The organism is Paenibacillus sp. OAS669, assembly GCF_014873645.1.
GTDB classification, from domain to species: domain Bacteria; phylum Bacillota; class Bacilli; order Paenibacillales; family NBRC-103111; genus Paenibacillus_S; species Paenibacillus_S vulneris.
This window is the reverse complement of the sequence record NZ_JADBDR010000001.1, coordinates 629,764-655,703: the sequence shown is the minus strand read 5'-3', so window position 1 is coordinate 655,703 and position 25,940 is coordinate 629,764. Positions and strand designations below refer to the sequence as shown.

At 48.6% G+C, this 25,940-nt stretch carries 28 protein-coding genes and 1 other RNA gene; 15 read left to right on the top strand and 14 right to left on the bottom strand.

Features of this window, described 5'->3' with window-relative positions:
* The first annotated feature begins 26 nt into the window (after positions 1–26).
* From GGC63_RS02510 to GGC63_RS02500, 3 genes are all read left to right on the top strand, one after another.
* Positions 27–236 (top strand): DUF3906 family protein, encoded by a 210-nt coding sequence (locus tag GGC63_RS02510; RefSeq protein ID WP_192700973.1) that lies wholly within the window; start codon positions 27–29, stop codon positions 234–236.
* A 96-nt stretch (positions 237–332) separates the two neighbouring features.
* On the top strand, positions 333–866 hold the full coding sequence (locus GGC63_RS02505) for an NADPH-dependent FMN reductase (protein WP_192700972.1): 534 nt from the start codon (positions 333–335) through the stop codon (positions 864–866).
* Between the two features lie 24 nt (positions 867–890).
* The gene (locus tag GGC63_RS02500) at positions 891–1,565 is read left to right on the top strand and encodes a uracil-DNA glycosylase (RefSeq protein ID WP_079908613.1); all 675 of its coding nucleotides are present in this window, start codon (positions 891–893) and stop codon (positions 1,563–1,565) included.
* Between the two features lie 73 nt (positions 1,566–1,638).
* Here the strand turns inward: GGC63_RS02500 and GGC63_RS02495 are convergent, their stop codons facing one another.
* Positions 1,639–2,820: a putative glycoside hydrolase gene (locus tag GGC63_RS02495; protein WP_192700971.1), complete on the bottom strand. Its 1,182-nt coding sequence runs from the start codon at positions 2,818–2,820 to the stop codon at positions 1,639–1,641.
* Between the two features lie 130 nt (positions 2,821–2,950).
* On the opposite strand from GGC63_RS02495, the gene GGC63_RS02490 reads away from it, so the two are divergent.
* Positions 2,951–4,123 (top strand): MFS transporter, encoded by a 1,173-nt coding sequence (locus GGC63_RS02490; protein ID WP_192700970.1) that lies wholly within the window; start codon positions 2,951–2,953, stop codon positions 4,121–4,123.
* Between the two features lie 8 nt (positions 4,124–4,131).
* Here GGC63_RS02490 and tatA read toward each other — a convergent pair whose 3' ends face one another.
* From tatA to GGC63_RS02465, 5 genes are all read right to left on the bottom strand, one after another.
* A complete protein-coding gene (tatA, locus tag GGC63_RS02485; protein WP_192700969.1) occupies positions 4,132–4,377 on the bottom strand; it encodes a twin-arginine translocase TatA/TatE family subunit in 246 nt (81 codons plus the stop codon).
* Between the two features lie 118 nt (positions 4,378–4,495).
* Complete coding sequence (locus GGC63_RS02480) at positions 4,496–4,690, bottom strand: hypothetical protein (protein WP_028547871.1); 195 nt, start codon at positions 4,688–4,690, stop codon at positions 4,496–4,498.
* 159 nt (positions 4,691–4,849) lie between these two features.
* Positions 4,850–5,674, bottom strand: coding sequence for a YitT family protein (locus GGC63_RS02475; RefSeq protein WP_192700968.1), 825 nt, complete (start codon positions 5,672–5,674; stop codon positions 4,850–4,852).
* 150 nt (positions 5,675–5,824) lie between these two features.
* Positions 5,825–6,556, bottom strand: a complete 732-nt coding sequence (locus tag GGC63_RS02470; RefSeq protein WP_079908618.1) for a DUF4247 domain-containing protein — start codon at positions 6,554–6,556, stop codon at positions 5,825–5,827.
* Positions 6,557–6,613: 57 nt separating this feature from the next.
* Positions 6,614–7,147, bottom strand: coding sequence for a DUF4178 domain-containing protein (locus GGC63_RS02465; RefSeq protein ID WP_192700967.1), 534 nt, complete (start codon positions 7,145–7,147; stop codon positions 6,614–6,616).
* 276 nt (positions 7,148–7,423) lie between these two features.
* On the opposite strand from GGC63_RS02465, the gene GGC63_RS02460 reads away from it, so the two are divergent.
* Positions 7,424–9,010 (top strand): DEAD/DEAH box helicase, encoded by a 1,587-nt coding sequence (locus tag GGC63_RS02460; RefSeq protein WP_192700966.1) that lies wholly within the window; start codon positions 7,424–7,426, stop codon positions 9,008–9,010.
* Between the two features lie 103 nt (positions 9,011–9,113).
* Here GGC63_RS02460 and GGC63_RS34310 read toward each other — a convergent pair whose 3' ends face one another.
* Positions 9,114–9,206, bottom strand: a complete 93-nt coding sequence (locus tag GGC63_RS34310) for a YjcZ family sporulation protein (RefSeq protein ID WP_225947869.1) — start codon at positions 9,204–9,206, stop codon at positions 9,114–9,116.
* A gap of 157 nt (positions 9,207–9,363) precedes the next feature.
* Here GGC63_RS34310 and GGC63_RS02450 point away from each other — a divergent pair, with 157 nt between their 5' ends.
* From GGC63_RS02450 to fsa, 3 genes are all read left to right on the top strand, one after another.
* The gene (locus GGC63_RS02450) at positions 9,364–10,239 is read left to right on the top strand and encodes a YesL family protein (protein ID WP_192700964.1); all 876 of its coding nucleotides are present in this window, start codon (positions 9,364–9,366) and stop codon (positions 10,237–10,239) included.
* Positions 10,240–10,316: 77 nt separating this feature from the next.
* Positions 10,317–10,497: non-coding RNA, 6S RNA (gene ssrS / locus GGC63_RS02445), on the top strand.
* A gap of 211 nt (positions 10,498–10,708) precedes the next feature.
* Positions 10,709–11,365, top strand: coding sequence for a fructose-6-phosphate aldolase (fsa, locus tag GGC63_RS02440; protein WP_192700963.1), 657 nt, complete (start codon positions 10,709–10,711; stop codon positions 11,363–11,365).
* A gap of 129 nt (positions 11,366–11,494) precedes the next feature.
* Here the strand turns inward: fsa and xylB are convergent, their stop codons facing one another.
* Positions 11,495–13,036, bottom strand: a complete 1,542-nt coding sequence (gene xylB / locus GGC63_RS02435) for a xylulokinase (RefSeq protein WP_192700962.1) — start codon at positions 13,034–13,036, stop codon at positions 11,495–11,497.
* A 158-nt stretch (positions 13,037–13,194) separates the two neighbouring features.
* Between xylB and GGC63_RS02430 the strand changes: the two genes are divergently transcribed.
* The gene (locus GGC63_RS02430; protein WP_192700961.1) at positions 13,195–14,358 is read left to right on the top strand and encodes an ROK family protein; all 1,164 of its coding nucleotides are present in this window, start codon (positions 13,195–13,197) and stop codon (positions 14,356–14,358) included.
* Positions 14,359–14,565: 207 nt separating this feature from the next.
* Complete coding sequence (locus GGC63_RS02425) at positions 14,566–14,955, top strand: DUF1499 domain-containing protein (protein WP_079908624.1); 390 nt, start codon at positions 14,566–14,568, stop codon at positions 14,953–14,955.
* A 94-nt stretch (positions 14,956–15,049) separates the two neighbouring features.
* Here the strand turns inward: GGC63_RS02425 and tpx are convergent, their stop codons facing one another.
* The gene (tpx, locus tag GGC63_RS02420) at positions 15,050–15,568 is read right to left on the bottom strand and encodes a thiol peroxidase (RefSeq protein WP_079908625.1); all 519 of its coding nucleotides are present in this window, start codon (positions 15,566–15,568) and stop codon (positions 15,050–15,052) included.
* A gap of 101 nt (positions 15,569–15,669) precedes the next feature.
* Here tpx and GGC63_RS02415 point away from each other — a divergent pair, with 101 nt between their 5' ends.
* Positions 15,670–16,563, top strand: coding sequence for a LysR family transcriptional regulator (locus tag GGC63_RS02415; RefSeq protein ID WP_079908626.1), 894 nt, complete (start codon positions 15,670–15,672; stop codon positions 16,561–16,563).
* A 50-nt stretch (positions 16,564–16,613) separates the two neighbouring features.
* Here the strand turns inward: GGC63_RS02415 and GGC63_RS02410 are convergent, their stop codons facing one another.
* Both GGC63_RS02410 and GGC63_RS02405 read right to left on the bottom strand, forming a co-directional pair.
* Positions 16,614–17,300 carry a zinc metallopeptidase gene (locus GGC63_RS02410; RefSeq protein ID WP_079908627.1) on the bottom strand — a complete coding sequence of 229 codons (687 nt, stop codon included), beginning with the start codon at positions 17,298–17,300 and terminating at the stop codon, positions 16,614–16,616.
* A 21-nt stretch (positions 17,301–17,321) separates the two neighbouring features.
* Positions 17,322–17,753, bottom strand: a complete 432-nt coding sequence (locus tag GGC63_RS02405; RefSeq protein WP_079908628.1) for a MerR family transcriptional regulator — start codon at positions 17,751–17,753, stop codon at positions 17,322–17,324.
* A 423-nt stretch (positions 17,754–18,176) separates the two neighbouring features.
* On the opposite strand from GGC63_RS02405, the gene GGC63_RS02400 reads away from it, so the two are divergent.
* From GGC63_RS02400 to GGC63_RS02390, 3 genes are read left to right on the top strand one after another with little or no spacing between them, the layout of a single operon-like run.
* The gene (locus GGC63_RS02400) at positions 18,177–19,565 is read left to right on the top strand and encodes an ammonium transporter (protein WP_079908629.1); all 1,389 of its coding nucleotides are present in this window, start codon (positions 18,177–18,179) and stop codon (positions 19,563–19,565) included.
* 46 nt (positions 19,566–19,611) lie between these two features.
* Positions 19,612–20,691, top strand: coding sequence for a DUF294 nucleotidyltransferase-like domain-containing protein (locus GGC63_RS02395; protein ID WP_192700960.1), 1,080 nt, complete (start codon positions 19,612–19,614; stop codon positions 20,689–20,691).
* Between the two features lie 30 nt (positions 20,692–20,721).
* Positions 20,722–21,459 carry an exonuclease domain-containing protein gene (locus GGC63_RS02390; RefSeq protein ID WP_192700959.1) on the top strand — a complete coding sequence of 246 codons (738 nt, stop codon included), beginning with the start codon at positions 20,722–20,724 and terminating at the stop codon, positions 21,457–21,459.
* A 102-nt stretch (positions 21,460–21,561) separates the two neighbouring features.
* Here the strand turns inward: GGC63_RS02390 and GGC63_RS02385 are convergent, their stop codons facing one another.
* Positions 21,562–22,014 carry a M67 family metallopeptidase gene (locus GGC63_RS02385; RefSeq protein ID WP_225947942.1) on the bottom strand — a complete coding sequence of 151 codons (453 nt, stop codon included), beginning with the start codon at positions 22,012–22,014 and terminating at the stop codon, positions 21,562–21,564.
* A 51-nt stretch (positions 22,015–22,065) separates the two neighbouring features.
* Complete coding sequence (locus GGC63_RS02380; protein WP_079908633.1) at positions 22,066–23,373, bottom strand: MFS transporter; 1,308 nt, start codon at positions 23,371–23,373, stop codon at positions 22,066–22,068.
* Between the two features lie 207 nt (positions 23,374–23,580).
* Here GGC63_RS02380 and GGC63_RS02375 point away from each other — a divergent pair, with 207 nt between their 5' ends.
* On the top strand, positions 23,581–24,126 hold the full coding sequence (locus GGC63_RS02375) for a TlpA disulfide reductase family protein (RefSeq protein WP_192700957.1): 546 nt from the start codon (positions 23,581–23,583) through the stop codon (positions 24,124–24,126).
* 63 nt (positions 24,127–24,189) lie between these two features.
* On the opposite strand, the gene cimA is transcribed toward GGC63_RS02375, so the two are convergent.
* Positions 24,190–25,806, bottom strand: coding sequence for a citramalate synthase (gene cimA, locus GGC63_RS02370; RefSeq protein ID WP_079908635.1), 1,617 nt, complete (start codon positions 25,804–25,806; stop codon positions 24,190–24,192).
* Between the last annotated feature and the right edge of the window lie 134 nt (positions 25,807–25,940).

Sequence of the window (25,940 nt, the reverse complement as noted above, 5' to 3'; positions counted from 1 at the left end):
TATCGTCCTTCAAGGAGAGAAGTCCTATGTATTTGTACAAGCTGGAAGTGGAATTACAGGAGCAGAAGGTGTATATGACCGTGCTTGCAGAGAATGAAGCCCAGGCATTCGATTTCCTGGAAGAGCATCTGGTCCGCCATTTTGTCAGCAATCCGGAAGTGGTGGAAGCAAGCATTATTGAGAAAAAACGGGCTGTGACAGGAGCGGGTTATATTATGGAGACCCATATGAAGTAAGAAAGGGCTGCAAATAGGAACTTCCTGTTATTGACTTGTTATACATATTATACTAAAATGTATGTAAAGTAACGAACAGAAAAGGAGCTGCCCGATATGAAAATAACCATTTTAGCAGGAAGCAACCGCAAGCAGTCCACAAGCACGCAATTATGCCGCTATATTCAAACGGTATTGGAAGGTCACGAATGCGATGTAACGCTGATTGAATTGAATCAGCTTCCTATTCCATTCTACAGTCCGGATGCAGAATATGCAGACGAGAATTTGCAATTCATGAAGACACAGCTGCTGGAGGCGGACGGTATCGTGCTGGCGACTCCGGAATACCATGGAGCACCGACAGGGGTATTGAAAAATGCGCTGGATCATGTAGGCTTCGACCATTTCGACGGGAAGGTTGTGCTGTCTGTGAGCTCAACAGGGGGAGCGGTGGGCGTCAGCTCGCTGCAGCAACTTCAAACGATCGTACGCAACGTGCACGGGATTAACTGCCCGGAATGGATTTCGATTGGCGGAGAGCAGCGGCTCTTTACTCCTGAGGGGGTGCCCGCCGATAGCAAAACGAAGGATCGGGTACACCGGACGTTGTCCTATTTTGTCCAAATGGTGAGCAAGTTTCGCAAGTAACGAAGAGTTGGAGTGGAATCAGGTATGACCATCTTGAACAACGATTGGCAGGCTCTGCTTGCTTCGGAATTTGAAGAGCCTTACTACAAGGAGCTTCGCCAATTTTTGAAGAATGAGTATAACACCCGTACCATTTATCCTGATATGTATGATATTTTCAATGCCCTTCATTTGACCCCTTATGCTTCGGTAAAGGTCGTTATCCTGGGGCAGGACCCTTATCACGGACCGGGCCAAGCGCATGGATTGAGCTTCTCGGTCAAGCCGGGGGTGCCTGCACCTCCTTCATTGCAAAATATGTTCAAGGAGCTTCAGGATGACTTGGGCTGTACCATACCGAATAACGGATATTTGGTACGCTGGGCCGAGCAGGGCGTGCTGCTGCTCAACACGGTGCTTACCGTGAGGGAAGGGTCGCCCAATTCTCATAAGGGAATGGGCTGGGAAAGATTCACCGATCGTGTCATCTCGCATCTGAACCAAAGGGAAGAGCCCATTGTGTTTATCCTGTGGGGAAGCCATGCCCAGCAAAAAATGCAGCTGATCACGAACCGCCATCATTTCATCCTGCGGTCGGTTCATCCGAGCCCGTTGTCGGCTTATCGAGGTTTTTTCGGCAGCAAGCCCTATTCGCAAACGAATCAATTTCTTAAGAGTATCGGCTCGCCCGAAATTGACTGGCAAATTCCGAACTTATAATATTCCAAGATCGTCGAAGACCCCGCCGGAGCTGCTCCGGACGGGGTCTTATCATGGGATGACAAAAATAAATTCACTTATAATCTACATTCGCGGTGTACGTATTAACCGCATTCCACAACAAAAACTCGTCTACGCCGTTATCCTTCAAAGCCCTGATTTGCTCTTCAATTTCATGCTTGCCGTATTTGATATAGCCCTGAACCCAGGAGGCGGTGAAATCCTGAATCCATGGTCGGACAATAGGTTGGATGCTGCTGATCGGCTCGAGCTTTTTATGTGTATCCTTGATGGCGCCGTTAATCGTTACATAAGGCTCGGCATCGGGAACCTTGGCGCCGAACCAACCAGGACCATAGTGGCTTGGATAAATCATGGGGCAGATGACGTCCACATTTTCCGAAATTTTCTCGAAATCTTGTCCGATCCCTTCCGCCGCAGGTACGGAAGCGGCATATCCGAAGATATCCACCGAGACTCTGACGCCCAGAGGGGCCAGCTGCTCATGAGCATATTTCACAAATTCGGCTACCGCATCGATTCTTGAACGCTCGTCTTTGTCATATTTTAATGTATCCGCACGTTTCTCAAAGCCTTCCGGGAAGCGGACGTAATCGAACTGGATTTCCTTGAAGCCTGCTTTGGCTGCTTCTTTGGCAATGGCAATATTATAATCCCACACTTCTTTTTTGTACGGATTGACGAAGCTGTCCGGTGTCGCTTTTCCGTTGCCCCAGACGCTTCCGTCCGGATTCAGGAAGGAAAGCTCGGGGTGCTTTTTGGCCAAGACGGTATCCTTGAATACGACAATCCGGGCAATCGGATACACTTGATGCTCCTGCAGCGTGTTTATGAGCTTGGGCATATCGGGAATGATCTTTTGGGTCGTTTCCATCGCGGCCAGCTCGGCGTTGCCGGTATCGTATGTAATGTAGCCCCAGTCGTCCTTAATATCGATAACCATGGAATTAAGCTCGGTATCATCCATTAGCTTCATCAATGTATTGAGCCTGGAACCGCCCGCGCTGTGGGCAGTGACGTATACACCCTTGACCTTGGGTGCGTCCTTCTGAGGGTCTATCTTGTTAACGGGTCTCAGGTAGCTTCCGTCAGAGCTGTTCGAGCCCGAAGCCTGCTGGACGACGGCATTTTTCGAATCAAGCGAGGCTTGTACCAGCTGTTCGAAGCTAACATCCGGATGATCTGTTTGAACCTGACCCATGACCATCAAGAGCGATGCTAATAATAATTCCATGCTATTCGATCTCTCCTTGCCAGAATGATATGTTTTATTATAATAAAAGAGTCAGTAGGTTCATAGAGAACTTTGACGCATTTTGTAGAAATGTGTGTTTCATTATATTACCCAAAAGAGGACCGGTGCTATGAAAAAACAAATATGGACCCTGCGTGGACTTCTTTTCTCTTATTACGCAACTACAGCGGTTCTAATGCCTTTTCTTCCTATTTATTTCGGACTTAGGGGCTATTCTTCATCGCAAATCGGTTTATTGATGATGTTCGGACCGTTCGTAGCCATATTCGCACAGCCTCTTTGGGGATATTTAAGCGATCGCTATAATACATCGAAGCTGATTATTGGCATTCTGTGGCTGCTTACGTTTCTGTCTAGCGCAGGAATTTTTTATACGAACAGCTATATGTCGGCGTTTCTTTTTATGCTGCTTCTTTATTTCTTCATGCTGTCCTCGGTACCGCTGCTGGACAGTCTGACCATCAAGGCGACGATGCAGGCGGGACTTACCTATGGATCGGTGAGGATGTGGGGGTCGATGGGGTATACGCTGACAGCGATGACGGCGGGAATTGCGCTTATCGCTATGGGCGGAGTTCTGCACATCCCTTGGCTCTATTGGTCACTCTGGATTCTTCCGTTTGCTCTGCTCTATTTCTTGAAGGATGATAAGGGCAGCGGTCAGCGGATTTCATTAAGCGCGTTGTCGAGTGTGCTTCAGAACCGGCTGTTTTTATGGTTTCTGTTTCTTGTCTTTATCCTGATGGTGCCGCATCGGATGAATGACGGGCTGTTTGTGCTGTATTTAAAGGATTTGGGTGCCAGCGATTCGATGGCGGGATGGGCTTGGGCGCTTGCCGCGCTGAGTGAAATCCCTACATTCGCTCTATTTGGAAGAATCATGCACCGGTTTCACGAGCTGGCGATCCTTGGCATCGTAGCTGTACTGTATACCGTTCGCTGGATACTGTATGCTTGGATTACGGATCCGAATCTATTGATTTGGTTTCAAATGTCGCACTCCGTTACATTTGCCGTCTTTTGGATCGTTGCGGTGCAGTATGCCGTTCGGCTGGTTCCGGAATCGATGCGGTCTACGGGTCAAGCCATGCTGTCGGCGGTCTTTCTGGGCTTGGCCGGCATTACGGGAGGATTTGTAGGCGGATATATTAAGGATGAGTGGGGAGGGCACGCCATGTACAGCTTTGGAGCCGTATTGACGGCTGCTGCTGCCGTTCTTATCCTGGGGACGCATGCTTACTTGCTCAGGCAAAAAAAATCATCCGGCCTTGATGGCGGATGAAAGGTTGATTATTTGTTGGTTTGATGGTTTGTGTTATCGTGCTGTTGATGAGCTTCGGCAGCCGATACGAGTTCTTTCTTTGGTGCAGGGGATTCATCGGTAGAACCTGAGTTGCCGTTGCCTGTTGTAGCGTCTTTAAACTCGCGGAACATTTTGCCGAATCCGCGTCCGAGCTCGGGTAATTTGTTCGGACCGAACAGCAGCAAAGCAACGAGAGCTATTAGTATGATATGCCATGGTGAGAGTGCGCCCATGCGATCAACCTCCGTTTTATAGTCTTGAATCTATCATACCATTATTTAAGGTATTTATATGTATAAATTATTACGAAAACATAAATTTTTTCGGCTAAAGTCGAAAATAAAGACGCCCTCAGTGGAGCAAGGCGTCTTTTTGATGTTCGGAAATGCTGTATTGAATAATTTCCATTGCATCCTCCGCTTCCAACGCTTCAAGCCCGTTACGCAGTACAATCTCAAAATCGAGTTCGGACCGCTTCAGGAAAGGATACAACTCGGGAGTCAATCTCATCACAATCGTCGATAACTTTACTGTTTCCACAAGCATCACCCTTTCTCATCATCTGGTGGAGAAGAATAGGCAAAACTTCCGTGAGCAGAACAGGTAAAGCATGAGGATGGAGTGAAATTACTGACCTCATTATAACATATTTTATGATAAAAGGTATGGGATATGTTTCTAATAATTTCTTTAGATGATCTCGATCTAGCCTCGTCTGAACTGCCCCATGATGGAGATAGTTTCCACTATGTTGACGAAGGCGTCAGGTGCCGCTCTGCGGATCAGATGCTGCAATTCGACGAGCTCGTATCTTGTCGTTACGGTCATAAGCATGTGCTGCTGATGCTTGGTATAAGCGCCTTCGGTGCTCAGGACCGTCACACCCCGCTGGATCTTCATCAGCTGCTCAAGCAGCGCGTCTTTATTGCGGGTCACGATGAATACGGTCACCTTCAAATGCCGGGTATGGATCGTATCGATAATTTTGCCGCTAATGAAGATGGAGAGCATGGAGTATAAGGCCAGGTCCCAATTTTCCTTGAGATAGCCGAGAGCGACTATGACGATTCCATTCAAAACGAACAGGGAGGTCCCTAACGGGAAATCCCGTTTTTGTGTAATGATGGAGCCGATAATGTCGAACCCGCCCGTGGAGCCTCCCACCCGCATGCAGATGCCTGCGCCTATCCCGACTAGAACCCCTCCGGTTACGGCTGCCAGTATCTCGTTTTGAGCAAAAGCATGCTTAGGAATGATGTTCATGAGCCAGGAGGTGACAATGACAGAGACGACGCTCAGAATAATGAATTTACGCCCGATCTTCAGCAAACCCCATATAATGACAGGAAGGTTGCTGATAAAATACAGCATCGCGATATTCCAGCCGGTCAAGTATCCGACAATCATGGAAATGCCGGAAATGCCGCCGCTTAGCAGCTGATGCGGAATAAGAAACGAGTTGAAGCCGATGGAAACCAGTACCGAGCCGATAATCGTTACTATGATAGAACGGGCCCAATGATAAACCATAGAAGTGCCTCCATAACGTCGTTGTACATCTATATACAGTATGGAGCTTGTTTCCTGATTTCAATCATGAGCGGTACATAACGGAAACCATATACGCAAGAAATAGCCCTGCGGCAGCGAAGGACTTTCGCCGGCAGGGCTGGGTACGGCTTATTTTCTTTTGAATGAACCCGATCGGGTGCTTGTGCTTGGCGAAGATTTCGAGCTGGAGCTAGGAGCTTTGTAGGTTGGGCTCGAACCGTCGTTCTTGCGAATATTGCTGCTTGAGCTGCTGCTTCCTGAGGAGGAAGGAGGCGTTGTCGCTTTCGAACCGGTGCTGAAGCTTCCTTTCCGCTCGGTGGTCGACGGCGCCGTCGTGCTGCTTCCGGATTTGGATGTCGACGAATTGGGCGAAGCCTGATTTTTGCCGTAATCGTCATACCGCTGCGTACCCGTATATCCGCGATAATCGCTGCTTCCCCGGCTGCTGTTGAACCAGCCGCCCCCGAACAAGGACTGCAGCAAGGAGGCCGCTACATAGCCTTGAAGGAAGGAGGAGTCATAATTTTGCTTGGCATACTCGATGGAATCGAGCTCTACCAAGGTGTTGCTTGCGTTGTTAGGATCCTTCTGCAGGTTGATGATTTTATTATCGTATACAAGGAACATTTGATCCGCCGATTCCTTGCTCGTTTCCTTCGGCTTTTCGTTGCCCGCGATTTCCTTCGCCACGGTAGGAACGTCCTTGCCTTCGACGGAATAAATTTTGGCCGTGCTTTTGCCCTGGCCCTGAACGTCAATTAAGGAGTAATTGTCTTTAATATAATTGCCTGCGTTGCCGCATGCCGTAAGAAGGGCAAAGACCAGCAGCATGGCAAGCCACTTGAACGATCGCTTTTTCATCGCAGTATCACCTCCATACAAAGATGCGAGCGAATCTTGGGCGGCAGCAGGTCAAGTTTAACGGCTGCCTTTGATGAACTTGATTTGTCCCACCGGAGTCTTGCTTCCCTCCATCGCGATAAACTTGCCGTCCTGCCATTGAAGGAAGAAGTATCGTCCGTCCGGTCCGAAATAGCGCCAGATCATGAGCTCGTCATTGCCGCGGAAATCCGTATGTCCGTCCGCCCGAACCATGTCGCTGCGATGGTTTTCCAGCTGGAACGTAGCTTCGCCGTCAAGATCGAGCTCGGTCGGCACGTCATGAGGGCTGTCCAGCGAGCCTTCAACAAATTGGCAGAGGAAGCATTCGTAGGTGCGACCCTTTTCGACCAGCAGGCAGGCGAAGGAGTTGCCGTTCTGCAAGTAATAGGCGTACCGGTGAGGCGGAAACCCTCTATCAAAATAAGTAAGCTTTCCCGAGACCACATATTCCTCGAGATCCACGTTTATAATATCTCCGACCTGGGTTTCTTCAACAGGATTTGAGGCATTAACAGGAGGCTCTTCTTTGTTGCTTTTAATGATGTTACCCACTCTTTTCCAAATCGACATAGCCATTTCCCCTTTACGATATATCATAAAAAGATGATCTTCTTGAGACTATTATACATATTATATACGATCAAGCGGAACTTAAGGTTTCACCGTGAAATTTCTGGAATATCATTTCCGTTTGTGGTATAATACTAAAGATATTCTTAAGTACGGCCTTGCGTATTTAAATTCGAATGCTTCGGACGCATTTTGCAGATACAATATAAGGATATAGGAGTCGCACTTAAGGGTAAAAATAACAAAGAACCCTACATTAAAAGGAGATTAGATCATTTGAAAACTTTTGCAGAATTCGGCTTAGAGCCAAAGGTACTTCGAGCCATTACAGAGATGGGTTTTGAAGAATCCACACCAATCCAGGAAAAAGCTATTCCCATCGCAATGGATAACCGCGACCTGATCGGGCAAGCACAAACCGGTACAGGAAAAACCGCTGCCTTCGGAATTCCGTTGGTTAACAAAATCGATGTGAAGGAAGAAAAAATCGTCGCTTTGATCATGTGCCCTACCCGCGAATTGGCCATTCAGGTGGCTGAGGAGATCGAGAAGCTTGGAAGATTCAAGGGGATCCGTTCCCTTCCGATCTACGGCGGTCAAGATATCGTGAAGCAAATTCGCGCATTGAAAAAGAGACCTCAAATCATTATCGGTACTCCAGGCCGTTTGCTTGATCATATCAACCGTAAGACCATCAAGCTGGACGACGTGCAAACCGTTATTTTGGACGAGGCGGACGAAATGCTGGATATGGGCTTTATGGATGACATTCAATCCATCCTGAAGCTGGTTCCGGAAGAACGTCATACCATGCTGTTCTCCGCAACGATGCCGGTCAACATTCAAAAGCTGGCTCACCAGTTCCTGAACAACCCGGAGCATGTATCCGTCATTCCTAAGCAAGTTAGCGCACCTCTGATCGATCAGTCGTACATTGAGCTGCACGAAAGACAAAAATTCGAGGCTCTGTGCCGCCTGATTGATATGGAAGCTCCAGATCTTGCGATTATTTTCGGACGTACGAAGCGTCGTGTCGACGAGCTGTCCGAAGCGCTGCAAAAACGCGGCTATACGGCAGAAGGTCTGCATGGTGACTTGTCCCAGAACCAGCGTGACAATGTCATGCGCAAATTCCGTGACGGAAGCATCGACGTGCTGGTAGCAACGGACGTGGCAGCCCGGGGCTTGGACGTTTCCGGCGTAACCCATGTTATTAACTTCGATTTGCCTCAGGATCCTGAGAGCTACGTTCACCGCATCGGCCGTACCGGCCGCGCTGGTAAGGAAGGCGCAGCGTATACGTTCGTAACGCCAAGAGAAATCGATCACTTGTACTTTATCGAGAAGATCACTCGCCATAAAATTACAAGAAAACCGATGCCTAGTCTGGCAGAAGCGATCGAAGGCAAACAAAAAATGACAGCCGAGCGCATCCTTGAAGTGCTTCAAAAGGATGACCACAATGAATATAAAGGCTTGGCGATTCAATTGCTGGAGCAGCATGACTCCGTTCATCTGCTTGCCTCCGCATTGAAGCTGCTGACAGGCGATAAGAAGGAAATCGAGATCGAATTGACTCCGGAAGAGCCGCTGCGCGCTAAGAAAAGAAGACCAGACGTACGCAGCTCCGGCCGCAGACCATCCGGTCCTTACGGAACAGCCGGCGGTGCACGCCGCGGCGACGGCAGATCGTATGACCGCGACCGTTCCGGTTACTCCTCGAAACCTCGCAGAGACGGCGGCGGAAGAGACTACTCCCGCGATAACCGCGGAGGACGCTCCGAGGGCCGTGAATATAATCGCGACCGCGGGTTTAACCGTTCTACTTCTTCCCGTTCCAACGAGGAATTGGTTAAAAATTAATGAAAAAGGTGGAGCTTTCTTTATGAAAGCCCACCTTTTTTTTGATGCAAACGGATTGGAAATGCATATCGGGATGGTTCTCGCGGGAACCCTCGAAACCATCTTAAAAGAAGCATCCTTGAAGAATGATAACAAGCAGGATAAACAGGACAAGGATGATGCCGGTTGAGGTCCATACATTTGCTCCAACGGACATGGTTGCCAACCTCCTTTACTTGTGTGAATGCCGGGTGCTACTATAGCATATGACTATAGACAAAAACCGCATAGACAGCTACCTAGTTGATGAAAAATAGGCTATAATATAGCTTATATAGTTATCAGCACATGTAGATCGCTAAGGAGGGCTTATATTGGAGTTTAGAGGGTTAATGGGGGGATTTTACCGTATATCGGAATGGATCATGCGGTTATCCGTTATAAATGTGTTATGGGCGCTTTGCTCGCTGCCGGTTTTTATCGTAGGGCTGATGGGCCTCATGTCGCTCCAGATTGACGAAACCTTTTCGCAATTTTACTTCTTCCTTCTGATACTCGGCGTTTTGTCACCGTTTACACTTTTTCCTGCAACTGCGGCCATGTTTTCGGTTGCCCGCAAGTGGCTGACCGGTGAAGAAGATGTGCCGTTGTTCAAAACCTTTTTCCGCGGATATAAGGAAAACTATAAGCAAGCCATGCTGGGCGGTCTTATCTATTTGGTGTTCGGGATCGTTATCGGTGTCAATTTATATTTCTACAACACGAGGCCAGGTAATTTAAGTCTGTTGAAATATTTGATCTTGATGCTGACCGTGCTGCTTACGGTATCGCTGTTTCATTTTTTCTCCATCTTATCTCATCTTCATATGAAGCTGCTTCAAATAATTAAAAATGCGGTGCTGATCTCGATTGGACATCCTGTCCGCTCGATTTCAATGCTGGTATTAAATGGAGTTGTCATTTATTTCAGCTTCGCCAAATTTACGTTCCTGATCCCGTTCTTCATGGGCACCATTGTTGCCGTTATTTCGTTCTGGCACTTTAACCATATCTTCGGCCGCCTGCAGGAGAAGCAGCAGGAGTTGGCCGAGAAGGAATCGGAGGCGCAAGCCGCCAGTGACGAGCAAACAGCGCTTGAATCCGATACGGATCAAGCAGAGGCAGACCATGCAGAGAAGAAGGAACCGTCCTCAGCTGCGGCAATGAATCAACAGGATGATGGCGGGCATACTAAACCTGACAAACCATAGAAATTTTGCTATGGCAGCAAGTTCTTCTTGTTCAAGGTTTACATTCCGTCGAGAAGATCATATAATGAATGTACAACAAAATCCTGCGATGTTCGTTTCGGTTTTAAGTTGTTTTGAACCAATGACTGTTTCTTGGGAGTCCTACATTGTAGCGTTGCTGACATGCCCCCGAAAAGGGACCTCAAACACGCTTCTGCGGACACCCACCTGCGAGAGCGGGTTTGAAACGCTAAATCGGACGGCATATGCGGGTTTTTTGCTGTAATTTCGCTGCTTTAATTCATAGTCTGTATTGAAGCAAGTGCCAAAAGCGTTCCTGTTGAATTCGTTTATCATTTCATGCTATGTCTACGACCTGCATCTTTTGAATTCAAGAGATAGGGGACAAGCTCTTTGGTATCTTACCTTCATTGCATTAAAGCGGTGTAGAAACAGATTGAAGGAAAAGATATGAAAGGGTGACTAGGTTTTGAAACTGTTTATCGACACAGCCAATGTGGAAGAAATTCGCAAAGCAAATGATCTGGGAGTCATTGCGGGGGTTACAACCAATCCTTCTCTTATCGCTAAAGAGGGCAGAGACTTCTTCGAAACGGTTAAGGAAATTGTCTCCATTGTAGGAAATGTTCCTATCAGTGCCGAAGTAATTAGTCTTGAATCTAAAGAAATGGTTGAGCAAGGACGCAAGCTGGCCGCATTGGGCGAAGGCATCGTTGTTAAAGTGCCAATGACGGAAGAGGGCTTGAAAGCAACCAAGATTTTCACGCAAGAGGGCATTAAAACCAACGTAACCCTGATTTTCAGCTCTACTCAAGCATTGCTTGCAGCACGCGCAGGAGCAACTTATGTGTCTCCGTTCATCGGCCGTTTGGACGATATCAACCAAGTGGGTATGAACCTGATTAGAGAAATCAGCGAAATTTTCAAAGTACACAATATTTCCTCGGAAATTATCGCGGCTAGCGTTCGTCATTCCGCTCACGTGATTGAAGCAGCTTTAGCAGGTTCGGATATTGCAACCGTTCCTTATAAAGTCATTCAATCCATGGCCAAGCATCCTTTGACAGATGCAGGAATTGAACGTTTCCTCGCCGACTGGGAAGGCGCGAAATTAAGCCAGTTCTAATTTCGGTACATATAAAAAAGCCTGTTCAGCTGACTGAACAGGCTTTTTTAATTTCATAGGGCATCCCGCAATTACCTTGATATCAGCCTAGAGGCCAACGCCTCACTTTGTAACGCCCCGGCCTTGCCATTACCCTTCCGAAGAGGAGGAGGCCAGATCCGTTAATTGATGCAATGTCGATTTGAGAGTGGGGTACAACGTACGGAATACTTCATAGTATTTCTCGTACTGTGCTTGATTCTCAGGCTTTGGTTCTACCCGGTCGACAACTTGTATCCATTGCTCGCATAAATCGCTTATATCCCGTTGTAGAACGCCTGAAGCGGCCATGACTGCGGCACCATAGGCAGGGCCGTCCGTCGAATTGACGGTGACGACAGGATAACCGAAAATGTCGGCGATCATTTGTCTCCAGAACAAGCTGCGAGCACCGCCGCCATTGACGCGCAATTCTTTGATTTCAATGCCGGAGGCCTTAATGAGCTCCAGCGAATCGCGCAGGCCGAAGGTGATTCCTTCAAGAACGGCGCGGGTAAGGTGAGCTTTGCCATGACGCAGGTTCAGGCCGACAAAGCCGCCGCGAGCCTTAGGATCGGGATGAGGCGTACGCTCGCCGGTTAAATAAGGCATGAACAGCAGCCCTTCGCTTCCGAGCGGAGCCGATGCAGCAAGCTCTGTCAGCAGCTCATACACATCGCGGCCCTCTGCTGCGGCTTGTTTTTGCTCCTCCTGTGCAAGGTGGTTCTTCCACCATTGGAACGAGCCTCCGGCCGCGAGCATGACGCCCATGCGATGCCATTTGCCGGGAACGCCATGGCAGAAGGAATGCAGCCTGCGCTGTTCGTCGGCTTGATAGGAATCGTCGTGTACGAAGACGACGCCCGAGGTGCCCAGAGCGACGGAGGCGATGCCCTGCTTCACGACGCCGACGCCCACCGCACCGCAGGCTTGGTCGCCGCCTCCGGCGACAACAGGCGTACCGGGTGCAAGGCCGGTACGTTCAGCCGCAGCCGATGTCAGGCGGCCTGCAATATCATTGCTCTCATAGAGCGGAGGCAGCCATTCCATAGGAATGCCGAGCCCTTCCACCACTTCCGTTGACCAGCGGCGGTTAGCCACATCCAGCAATAAAGTCCCGCTCGCGTCGGCCATATCCATGCCGAACTCTCCCGTAAGCTGCAGCCGTACATAATCCTTCGGCAGTATCAAATGTGCTGTCCGCCGGTAATGTTCCGGCTCCTCATCACGAAGCCAGATGACCTTCGGAGCTGTAAAGCCGGTCAAAGCCTTGTTGCCTGTAAGCCTTCCGAGCTCCTCCGAGCCAATCGTTTGTTCGATCCATTCGCATTGTGCAGCTGTCCGCTGGTCACACCAGAGCAGGGCAGGGCGGACCACCTTCCGCTCGCTGTCGAGGAAGACTGAGCCGTGCATTTGTCCGGACAGCCCAATGCCCGCCACGTCTTGACCGCTTATAGCCGCCTTGTCCAATAGTGCACGTATGCAGTCGGCCGTTCCCTGCCACCAATCCTCCGGATGCTGCTCCGCCCAGCCAGGCTGCGGTTGAAGAAGCGGATATTCCACGCTGTGACTTGCCTTTACCTTACCTTGATCATCCACTAAAATACATTTAACAGCGGATGTCCCCAAATCGATACCAAGAAAATAGGTCATGATCTTCACCTCAAGCATAAATTAACTTTGTTTATTAAATAAACAAATGCGTGATATAATATATTCGCAGGCAAATTGAAAATTCCTGCTGACTTTTGGTACCTGGTTATATAAAATAAATTTTGCTAGCGGTTAAAGGAAACGGATGGTGGAAAGCAGTGAAGCGTGGGACAATGTCAGGGGATAGCTCCCTGTTAAAATCGATCAATAAATCAACTTTGCTCAAGTTAATCAAACTACATGCACCTATCTCCCGGGCGGAGCTTGCCAAGCGAACCAAGCTGACCCGGGCAACGGTATCGGCTCTTGTAGAAGAGCTGATGAGCGAGCATTGGGTTGTTGAAACGGGGATCGGGGAATCCAGCGGCGGCCGCAAGCCCATGATGCTGGAGATTCACCATAAGGCAGGCCACATTATTGGCGTCGATCTTCGGTCGACCAACATGCTCGTTCTGGTTACGGATATGTGCGGAGCCGTGATACGCAAAACATGGTATCCCTACGAGCAAGGAGAAAGCGCAGAGGGGACGCTGCGGCAGCTGTTGTCGATCCTGAAGCAGGAGCGTGCGGCGCTGCCTGCTAGTCCACTCGGCTTGCTTGGCGTCGGGATAGGTATTCACGGCTTCGTGGAGTATCCGTCCAGCCGCATCTTATTCGTGCCGCATACAGGCTGGAAAAAGCTGAATTGGAAGGACGCGATCGAGGAACAGCTGGGTATACCGGTCATCATTGATAATGAAGCGAACCTGGCCGCTCTGGGCGAATTGGAATTCGGCGCTGCTGCGGATTGCTCCAATATGCTGTATTTAAGCGTCGCCGGAGGGATCGGGGCAGGCCTTGTACTGCAAGGCGAATTATTCAGAGGCAATAACGGCTATGCCGGGGAAATCGGGCACACGACGATGGAATTGAACGGACGCCCCTGCTCCTGCGGCAATCAGGGGTGTTGGGAGACATATGCATCCGAGAGAGCGATTGCGAATGATTTGCATGTCGAATATGCTCCTGGTTTTACCGAACGGATATTGGACAGGCTGAATAAAGGAGATGCCGAGACAATCTCGGTGGTTCGTAAAGCAGGTCTGCATTTGGGAGTCGGCATCGGGAATATGATGCATACGCTAAACCCGCAAATGATCGTTATAGGCAATGCCATGGGACAATACGCCCCTTGGATCAACGAGAGCATTCATGAGTCGTTGGATTCGAGATTCTCTTATTTAAGCTCGTTCAGCGTCCGTGTGGCCTACTCCCGGCTGGGAGAGGATTGCTGTGCTCTGGGTGCGGTTTCCGCTGTCATTCGTGAGAAAATGATCGGTTAGAAGCTACCCTTTTGAACGTCCAAAAGGATCAGGTTCTCCAAGTACAATAAAGGCATTTTTTGTCATCCAGCTGTAATATTTCTTCATCTGTTTATCATAAAGATGTCAAAAATGTGAAATAACTCTTTCTCAATCCATCAAACAATGATATGATAAAAGACAGTGTAAACCGGATTTTGTATTGTACTTCAATGAGGAGGGAAGGCTTTGTTAAAGCGCACCTTAATCGGCCTTATTCGCAGCCACGAAACAACAGGGGAAAGAGCGAAAGATCCGGCTTTGAAAACCCGATACTATAAACTTTCGATGGATCAGGTTTGGGATGAAGTCACCAATATGTTTAAGAAAATGAACGGCTACAAGCTGCTTCATGAGGTGAAGAATGTCGGGGAGATCGTTGTAGAGAAAAAGACGATCACAGGTCGTACGCAGGATATTACGTTAACCTTATTTGCTATTAATCCGGTAAAATCGGCTGTGGATATTTATTCAGCATCCAGGGGCTCGTTAGGTGATCTTGGTTCGAATTATCGGACTATCCTTGAGATATACAGACAATTGGATAAGCGGCTTGCTGCTTATAAAGTTGACAAGTAGTAGCGAATTTCTTGCAGAACAGGCAGCAAACATAAAAACAGCGGGAGAAGCTGGGCTTCTCTCGCTGTTTTTTCTTGGGCAGCTGTATGTATGATTACACTAACTTCTTAACAGCTTCCACTGCTGCTTCATAGTTAGGATGCTCGGTCATTTCGCCCAAGTACTCTACGTATTGAACGGTGTCGTTAGCATCGATAACGAAGATGGATCTCATCAGCAATTGAATTTCTTTGATCAATACGCCATAAGCTTCGCCGAAGGATTTGTTCTTGTAGTCGGACAAAGTAACGACTTTGTCGATGCCTGCAGCACCGCACCAGCGGGATTGAGCGAACGGAAGGTCAACGCTGACTGTCAGCACCACTACGTTATCGCCAAGCTTAGCTGCTTCTTCGTTGAAACGGCGGGTTTGCGCGTCACATACACCGGTATCCAAGGAAGGAACTACGCTGATCAGCTTCACTTTGCCTGCATAGTCAGCCAAAGATACTTGCTCCATCAGGTTTTTGTTTACTTTAAAATCAGGAGCTTTGTCTCCTACCTTGATTTCTGGACCTACTAAAGTAATCGGATTGCCTTTAAACGTTGCTACTCCGGTACGTTCTTGTGCCATGGAAATGGGCCTCCTTAAATACAATGAGAATGATTGGTATTTAACCTTCATTTATTATAAACTTTTTATTAGGAACTTGTCCAATCGGAAGGAGAACCGTTGTGGAACTTAGACAGCTGCAATATTTTGTGAAGGTAGCCCGAAAACAGCATGTGACCCAAGCGGCCGAGGAGCTGCATGTGGCCCAATCGGCGGTGAGCCGCCAAATCCATCAACTAGAAGAGGAGCTCGGTGTGTCCTTGTTCGTTCAGAAGGGCCGCAATTTGCAGCTGACTCCGGTCGGTAAATTATTTTTAAGCCGGGCGGAAGCGGTATTGACCGAATTGGAAAGAGCGGTTATTGAGGTCCGCGAATTTCTCGATCCGGAGGTAGGGGAAATTCGGATCGGGTTTCCTCATAGTCTTGGCATTTATCTGCTTCCGACCGTCGTCGCGAACTTTCGCCAGTCCCATCCGAACGTCAAATTCAAGCTGCGTCAAGGCACATATAACAGTCTGATCCGCGATGTGAAGAACGGGGAGATAGACCTGGCCTTTATTTCGCCTCTGCCGAACAGAAATGAGCATGTCAGTGGAGAACTGCTGCTTCAGGAGGAAATGTACGCTATCGTCCCCCAAGGCCATGTACTGGCCGATTATAACGTGATCCGATTGGAGCAGCTGAAGGATGAGGCGTTCGTTATGTTCAGCGAGGAATACTCGCTTCGGAATATCGTACTGGAAGCCTGTGCCAAAGCGGGTTTTGTACCCCGGATAGGATTTGAAGGCGAGGAAACGGACACGATACGCGGCTTGGTTGCTGCGGGAATGGGGGTCAGTCTCCTGCCGGAAATGGCATTGACCGAAATCAGCCAGCTGCAGCCTGCCAAGGTAAGGGTCATTGAGCCGCAGGTTACACGCAGCGTAGGGCTGATTCATAGGGCGGGGGAGAAGCTGCCGCTCGTAGCGGAGGTATTTCAACAATATTTACTGGAATTTTTTAATTGTAAAAAATAAAGCGCAAATGAAAAACGCCGCTTCTGCGGCGTTTTGTTGTTTGTATGCGATTAGTCGTTGTTGCGGTTGGTGAAGATCATAATGTACTTCACGAGCTCAAGGAGTGAGATCAGTGCAGCGGCTACGTAGGTGAGCGCCGCAGCATTCAGCACCTTGGCCACTCCGCGCTCTTCATCGTTCGTAATGAAGCCTTCGGCGACCATCAAATCTCTGGCGCGGTTACTTGCGTTAAACTCTACAGGCAGCGTCACCAGCTGGAACGCAACGGCCGCGGAGAAGAAAATAATACCGAGTCCGAGCAAGAAGCTGAATTGCTGGAAGATCAATCCGGCGATAATGAGCAGCGGAGACACGCCGGAAGCGAAGTTCACGACCGGGAACATATTGTGCCGGAGCGTAAGCATCGGATAGGATACTTTATGCTGGATGGCATGACCGACTTCGTGACAAGCAACGGAAATGGCTGCGATCGAATTCTCATAGTACACAGGCTCGGATAAGCGCACAACCCGATGAATCGGATCGTAATGGTCGCTCAAGGCGCCTTGTACAGGCTCGATCGGCACATCGTACAAACCGTTGGCGTCAAGCATGCGGCGGGCCGCTTCATACCCCGTCATCCCGGAATAAGTAGGTACTTCCGCCCATTTGTTGAATGTGCTTTTGACTCGGAATTGAGCCCAGAGAGAAAGCAAAAAAGCGATGATGATCAAAAAATCCATCGGGTGAAAAAACATGGCAGCAGACCTCCTTACAAATTAGGAAAAGGGGCTTTTACCCAATAGCAACAGCAAGGCTTCGATACACGCAGCTGTATGCGGTGTGAGCATCTTGTTGAAATATTTCAGTTGGGACGGCTTGAGCTTGTCAAGAATCGGACTGATCTCCTGCACTTCCTTCTGCAGCTGCTGCAGGTGAAGCTGGATATTCGTCAATTTATCGGTAACGATCTCATCGTGACTTACCTTGGTCCACAACTTTAAGCTCGCCTTGATTTCCTCTAAGGTATACTTTTCCCTTTTCATATTTTCAATACGTTTGAGTCGCGTTAAAGTTTCATCGCTATACAAACGATAATTAGTATCTGAACGTTTCTCCGGCTCAATGAGTCCCAGCTTCGTATAATAGTCAATCGTTCTAGGACTGACATTGGTCAAACGGGCCAGCTCACCGATTTTATACAGCTTCATATCCCCATGGATATCCCCTCCTATATAGAATCTTATTAATTAGTATGTATGTATATCTAATGCTCTTTAGTATTTATGATAACTGATATCAAACCATACAGTCAAACGTTATGCTTTTGCATAACGCCTTATGCTTTTTCGTGCAGCTGACGAAGGTAAGGCACCGAGCCTTGAAGGAGGAAAATTATATTATAAAAGCATTAGCTCGTACTCATTTGTCATAAAATATAACATTGAAATAAGAAAAACACTAGTAATTATGTTGTAAAACCGAATTATGCGTATTTTATGTAAGGTTATTTTTCGTTTTTTACCGTTTTTTTAGGAAAAATCTATTGTCAAAACAAAATACGCTGTATATAATGACATTAAGATTTTCAATTCATGTTATATAAATTAACATTAAAGAGGAAGTGGTTAACCATGTTTAAGAAGTTGCTTGTTTCAACAGGTGTCCTATCTATGCTGGTACCTACTATGGCTTTTGCTGCAGATGATAAAACACCGGCACAGCTCGCAAGCGCCATCGACTCTGTATGGGTGATGCTGGCAGCGATCTTGGTTATTTTCATGCAAGCGGGGTTCGCACTTCTGGAAGCTGGGTCCACTCGAATGAAAAATGCCGGCCATGTTGCCGGGAAAACCATTCTTACCTTCGGTATATGCGCAATAGCCTTCTGGGCTATCGGTTTCGGCTTTGCCTTTGGTGACGGCAACAGCTTTATAGGGACGGGGGGCTTCTTCCTGGATGGAACTCAAGAACAAGCGACAGCATCCATAAGCCTTTTTGCAGAATCTCCTATTCCTATCGGTATCTTGTTCTTGTTTCAGCTTGCTTTTTGCGGCGTTTCCCTTGCCATCGCTTGGGGCGGCTTCGCGGAGCGCGGTAAGCTTCCGGTGTACTTCATCTTCGGGATTTTGTTCACGGTATTGATTTATCCGGTAGTAGCTCACTGGGTATGGGGCGGCGGCTGGCTGGGTCAATTGGGCATGCAGGATTTTGCCGGTTCGACTGTTGTTCATTTGCAAGGTGCGACAGCAGCGCTGGTAGCTACTCTTTTGCTTAAACCCCGCATTGGCAAATACAATAAAGACAGAACTCCAAATTTGATTCCGGGGCATAACCAAGTATTATCCGTACTCGGCGTTATCATTCTTTGGATCGGCTGGTTCGGATTTAATGCAGGATCGACTCTGAGTGCAACGGGCGACGGATTCTTCGGCTATGTGGCCTTAACAACGAATCTGGCGGCGGCAGCCGGTGCGGTAGCGGCTATGGTGGTATCCTGGATGTATTTCGGCAAGGCGGACATTCCAAGCATGTTGAACGGGGTTCTTGCGGCTCTGGTTGCCATCACGGCAGCATGCGCTTTTGTAACTCCACGCGACGCCATCATTATCGGGGCTTTGGCAGGCATCATTACCTTCTTCACGGCACAATGGTTTGAAAAGGCAGGCATTGACGATCCGATTTATGCCTTCTCAGTGCACGGGATCGCAGGGATTTGGGGGACGCTGTCCACAGGCATTTTTGCAACACCGGAATTAGCTGAGAAAGTGGGAGTCGGTAAAGCCGGCCTTCTGTATGGCGGAGGCGTGGAGCAGCTGGGAGTTCAAGCATTAGGGGTATTCGGAGCGTTCATCTTTGTTCTTATTCTATCCTTTATTATTCTGGCTATTATAAAAGCTACCGTCGGTTTGCGTGTTACTGAAGAAGAAGAAATTATCGGTCTCGATTTGTCGGAGCACGGAACCTACGGTTATCCGGAGCAAATGAAGAAATCGGCAGCGGGCGGTGCCCACACGGTTTAGATAGTTTTAGAGAGACAATAATTTGACAGGCTGAAGGAGATGCTGCATGGAGCTGAACTCAATGGAAATGATTCGAACGGCAATTCAATCGGCAGGCTGCACCGGGCAGCTGCGTCTATTGCGGGATCAATTGCATGAGGAATTTGAGCGGCGTCTCCTTCACGCCTATTCCTTGGATTGGAATCGGGAGTTAAACCGGATTCACGATATGATGATTGCCCGGGTTGTGCAAATAGCCGAGGAAACGATGCTGCAGGAGGAGGGGGCCGCGGCGCCTGTCCTTTATGCCTTTTGTCTCTTCGGAAGCGGGGGGCGTGGAGAGCAGACGCTCTGGAGCGATCAGGACAACGGATTGATCTATGCAGATCCTGCGGATTCGGAAAAGCTGGGGGAAGCCAAGACGTATTTCGCAGAACTGGCACAGCGGATTAGCCAGATGCTGCTGGAGCTGGGCTACCCGCCTTGCTCGGGCGGCGTGATCTGCACCAATGACAGATGGCGTAAATCATGGAGCGGCTATCGCTCGATGCTCTTCGAATGGCTTCAAGATCCTCATTGGGAGCACATGAGATATCTGCTTATTATGGCGGATATGCGTGTGATATATGGCGATGGGGAATTAGTCCGGCGCCTTATACAGGAAGTAACGGGCTATGTGGAACGGAATCCCATTATCCTGGAGCATTTGCTTCATAATACGCTTCATCACAAAATATCGCTGGGCTTATTCGGTCAGCTCATTAAAGAGAGATATGGAGAAGATGCCGGAGGAGTGGATATCAAATACGGCGCTTACATCCCCATTGTAAATGGTATTCGCCTTCTTGCCATCGAAGCGGGCTTGAGCGAGACGTCCACGGAAGGGCGTATAACGAAGCTGCTGGAGGCAGGGGCTGTTGAAGAGGAGATTGCCCAAGACTGGCTGGAGGCTTTGGCTATCGCGTTGAAATTCCGCTCCCTGACCCCTTTCCAAGTGGAGAATGGAAGCTATACGACGCGAGGGAAGCTTCCGGCCGATAGGCTGACCAAAGAACGCACGAGTGAATTGAAGCTATGCCTGCGGATTGGGAATGATCTTCAGAAATACGTGAAAAAAGCTGTGCATAAAGAGATAGAGCAAGGTTAGAAGCACGCTAAACTTAAGAGGTGATATCACGTGAAAGACATGAGACCTGCTGGGCGGATGTGGCATCTCTATAAAATGGGCGGACTCACCCCTGCGCTGACCTCCATGTTTGATGCGCATAGCGCCCAGCAGATGGCTTTCATTCGATCCATTATGAAGGAGCAGAGAAAAAACTCCTTATACGATATCCCCCTGGAGACGGTGGAACTGGTTGTTTTCGACTTGGAAACGACCGGTTTTTCGCCGTATAACGGGGATGAGATCATTTCGTTCGGAGCCGTAGCAGTTAGAGGCGATATGGTGTTGGAGGAGGAAACCTTCTACAGTCTTGTTAACCCCAAACGGCCGATACCCGAACATATCGTGGAGCTGACGGGAATATCGAATGAAATGGCCGGCAAGGCTCAGGATTTGATCGGAGGGCTTCGCGAGTTTCTCGAGTTTGTGCAGCAAAAGCTCCTGGTTGCCCATGGAACGGGGCATGATAAGCATTTTTTGAATGCGGCCTTATGGAAAACGTCCAAAGTCAATCTATCGCACCGGATGCTGGATACAATGCTGCTTGCCAAATGGCTGCACCCGAAGCTGCAGCAGTATGATCTGGATACACTGCTGGAGCTGTACGGCATTGAAGTGACGAACAGGCACCATGCACTAGAGGATGCTAAAATGACGGCTCGCTTATGGGGAGGGCTGCTGCAAGAAATTCGCTCCAAAGGGATTCACAATTTGGGAGATCTGTACTCCCGGCTTAGCCATCAACATTAAAACCTTCAGCACAGCGGAGTGCCGAAGGTTTTTTTGACTTTGTTAAAGATTTCACAAGACTCTCCGGCTTCAGACTGCTGAGGCACTTTTTATAGGAGGATCTCATAGAGTAGTCCGCCAGCTCGCAGGAAGAGCATGAAACGTTTGCTCGTCCGTCTGTGCAAATCGGTAGGCTCGGATATCAGGAGCATCCAGACGAACCAGGGAGACAATCCAATGAGTCGGAATTTGCTTCCATGAGGTCTGCATATCTTCATCGGATGGAACGGCGGCAGCCATAGGATGGGAATGCAGAATGCCTACAACGGTTCCTTTATTTCCTTCAGCAGGGGCAGGGTATATATATGGAAGCATTGCGGCCGGATCCATGGAAAAATGCCGCAAAGGATCATGCGAAGCATTAGCGATAGGAGCAAAGCAATCAACAAAGATCCCCACATCGGATTCAGCTCCTAGAAGGAATCCGCATGCCTCATAAGGATACTGACGGATACAGTAACTCAATATCTCAGTCCTAATCTTATCAGGAAGCAGGATAGTATAAGACAATGACATCATCCTTTTACATTCAGATGATGTCATTATAGCTTGCCGGTTCTTCAGCAATCAACCGATATTCCCTTGCGGCTTAATGAGGAAAAATACGAGCCCTAGTGTAATAAGCGATAAGGCAGTAACGGATATAAACACCGTTTGATGCGATATATCCATCATCCAGCTGAACAGCGGCGGACCGAACGCTACCCCCAAAAATCGCAGGCTGTTATAGATGGAGGTGATCATGCCGCGCTCTTCCTTTTGAACGGATCCGGTGATCATTGTATTCAGACATGGAAGCAGCAGCCCTGTGCCGATACTGCTTACTGTGAGAAGACCTATCAAGAAATAGATGTTTTTTCCGAGGAAGAAAATACATGCACCCAAGGATAAAGTCATCAAAACCATCCCTATATTCATCAGCCATCTCATCAGGGTTCCGTTTTTCTTAATATTGGCGCCCGTTGTATAAGAGGTCACGACCATGCCTAATAGCGGAATGGCCAGCACTAACCCCTTCATAACGCCTTTGACATTATACGGCGCATCCTCTAATATGTCCGACAAATAAAACAGGACACCGAACAAAATAAACAATGCTAACGAGCCGGAGAAAAAAGCGGTAATGAGCCAGCGGCCTTTTTGCTTAAGGATGGAGCCGATTTTTTGCAAATAGGGCTTTAGCTTTGGCGGAGCCTGTTCTTTTTTGGGCTCCTTCAGGAAAAACATGACGGATAGCAGTGATAGCAGACAAAACACAGGAAATGCAAAAAATGCCGCATACCAGACGATAAGCGCTAAGAGCGAGCCCAGAATAGGACTCACTACCTTGCCTATCCCGTTAGACGCCTCGGTAAGACCAAGCACCTTGCTTTCGGTCGCACCCTTGTATAAGTCTCCTGCCAGTGCCATCGCAATGGCTGCCGTTCCTGCGGCCCCGAGACCCTGAATCGCTCTTGCGATGATGACAATCCAATACGATTTCCAAACAGCGCCAAAGCCGGCCAGCACTCCTGCAGCACCATAAATAATTAAGGAAGGGATCATAATGCCTTTGCGGGAAAAACGGTCGGACAAATAGCCTGAAATCGGAATGATGATCCCCGCGGTGACGGAAAACAGGGTGATAACCAAGCTGCTCTGGAATTTGCTGATTCCAAGCTGCTCCTGCATTTGCGGCAGAATCGGAACTAGCATCGAGTTGCCCAGAACCAGCACAAGCGGGACGGAAGCGATAGCGATAAATTCCCATATGGAGCCTTTGGAGCCCCCGGCTTTTTTATTTGACGCTGTATTGCCGGACGTCTCCGTTTGCTCCGGGGAAATATCACTTTCGAACGTGATGTTCAATAATTTTTTCGATTTGGTCTTTTGCATCTGCAGAAATTCTCCTCTTCAGCTGCTTATTTAACGTAATCCTAATGTACCCTTCCTTCAGGCTCAACATTCTTCATTCATATGCCAAGGAAGGGGGAACTAAAAAAGCTCCTTTCTGGGTACAATAGATGAAATGAAAGATAATCGTATGGACCTGTACAACGGAAGATGGCTTCCTAGAGGTTGCTTAATAAGGAGTGCGCGCTCATGAAACGAAATGTTCCTGCTGTATGCATCGCATTATGCCTGGTCGTATTGGCGGCTTACCAGACGCTGCTGAATCCGGGGCTGGAAGCGGAAGCCAGCTCTGCTGCCGCTCCCTTCAGGGAAATGAAATACAATCAGCCTGTCCCGTCCTTTACGCTTCAGGGGCTCGATGGGAAAACGTATCGGGTAGGAGGGCAAAGGGACAAGCCCTTGATGATTAACTTCTGGGCTTCCTGGTGCGGTCCTTGTAAGGAAGAAGCCCCTGATCTGGCGAAAGTGTACGAGAAATATAAGGATAAATTCGACCTGTATGCAGTCAATGTAACGAGAGAGGACCGAATGGCTGATGTCCAAAGCTTCGTCAAACGGAATGGCTTTACGTTCCCCGTGCTGCTGGATAAAGAGGGGGCAACGGCGGAGCTATACCGCATACTGTTCGTTCCGACGAGCTTCCTGATTGATAAGCAGGGGGTACTTCGCGAGGTTATCCATGTGCTGCCTCCGGAGCAGCTGGAGCAAAGAATTCAGTCATTGATTCAAGGATAAAAAAAGCTGTCTTCAACGCAGGTCACAGTACCATGCGTTAAGACAGCTTTTCTCTTGAAATGATCAATGATTCACGATGCCTACGCGTTCCTTAAGATCTTCGGAATGCGCCAGCGCCGTTTTGCCGATGAGAGCATAGCGGATACTGTCTACGAGAGCGTCCCAGCTCGCTTCGATTACGTTATCCGACACTCCTACGGTGTTCCACGAATTATTGAAGTCGGTGGATTCGATCAACACACGAACTTTAGCGGCTGTCGTATCCTTCTCATCGAGGACACGAACCTTATAATCGCTTAAATGAACGCTGTTCAGAGTAGGATAATACTGCTGGAGACATTTGCGAAGGGCGTTGTCCAGTGCGTTCACTGGACCGTTGCCTTCGGCCGCGTTGTATACGGTCTCTCCGTTCACTCTAAGCTTAACGATAGCTTCGGTGACTACAGGGTGGTTAGCGGATTTGACTACCATAATCTTGAAGGATTCCAATGTAAAGGCTTCTTCCAGCTTGCCATACGCGTTGCGGATCAGCAGCTCCAAGGTTGCGTCGGCTCCTTCGAATTGGAAGCCCTGATGCTCCATGTCCTTGATTTGCTCTATTAACTGCTTCGTTTGTTGATTGCTGGTATCGAAATCAAGTCCCAGCTCCTGCGCCTTGAATACCAGGTTGCTTTGTCCGGCCAGCTCGGATACGAGAACTCGCTGCTTGTTTCCGACAAGCTCGGGGGCGATATGCTCGTAAGTGCTGGAATTGCGAAGGATCGCAGACACGTGAATGCCGCCTTTATGAGCAAACGCAGCCGACCCGACGTAAGGCTGGTTGATGGGCAGATGCATATTAGCGATTTCGCTCACGTAACGCGCTACGGTAGTCAGACTCTCCAGCTGTTCGCTGCTGATACATTGATAGTTCAGCTTAAGCTGCAGGTTCGGGATAATAGAGACCAGGTTCGCATTCCCGCATCTTTCGCCGAAGCCGTTGATCGTGCCTTGAACCTGCGTGGCGCCTGCCATTACGGCTGCCAGACTGTTCGCAACGCCAAGCTCGCAGTCGTTATGAGCATGAATACCTACAGGACAGGAGACGGTTTGCTTAACCACCGTTACAATGTCCGTAATCTCATGAGGCAGGGAGCCTCCGTTCGTATCGCACAGAACGATCCAGTCCGCACCTGCTTCCTCTGCCTTCTTGATCGTCTGCAGCGCATACTCGGAGTTGTTTTTGTAGCCGTCGAAGAAATGCTCCGCATCATAGATGACTTCCAGTCCGTTGCTTTTTAAATATTTGACGGAATCATAGATCATGGCCAGGTTTTCTTCCAAAGTCGTCTGGATCGCTTGATGAACGTGGAAATCCCACGATTTGCCGAATATCGTAGCAACAGGCACCCCGACCTCCAGAATGCGGTTGAGGTTCACATCGTTCTCTGCGAGAGTATCTTTGCGGCGAGTGCTGCCGAACGCAGTAATTTTGGCATTTTTCAGATCCAATTCCTTGACGCGGTTGAAAAATTCAATATCTTTATTGTTGCTTCCGGGCCAGCCGCCTTCGATATAATGAACGCCAAGAGAATCCAGCTTACGGGCAATTTTCATTTTGTCCTCGACAGATAAGCTTATACCTTCGCCTTGGGTACCGTCTCTTAATGTGGTGTCGAAAATTTTTACGGGATTAGCCATGGATTGTCCTCCTGATCATACTGAACTACTCTAAACATAATTGTAATATTATATCACAATATTTCCCGATAAGGATATTGTTTTCACAAAATAGATGGAATGTCCGCCTTGACCGCTATATCGCAGAATTGTAT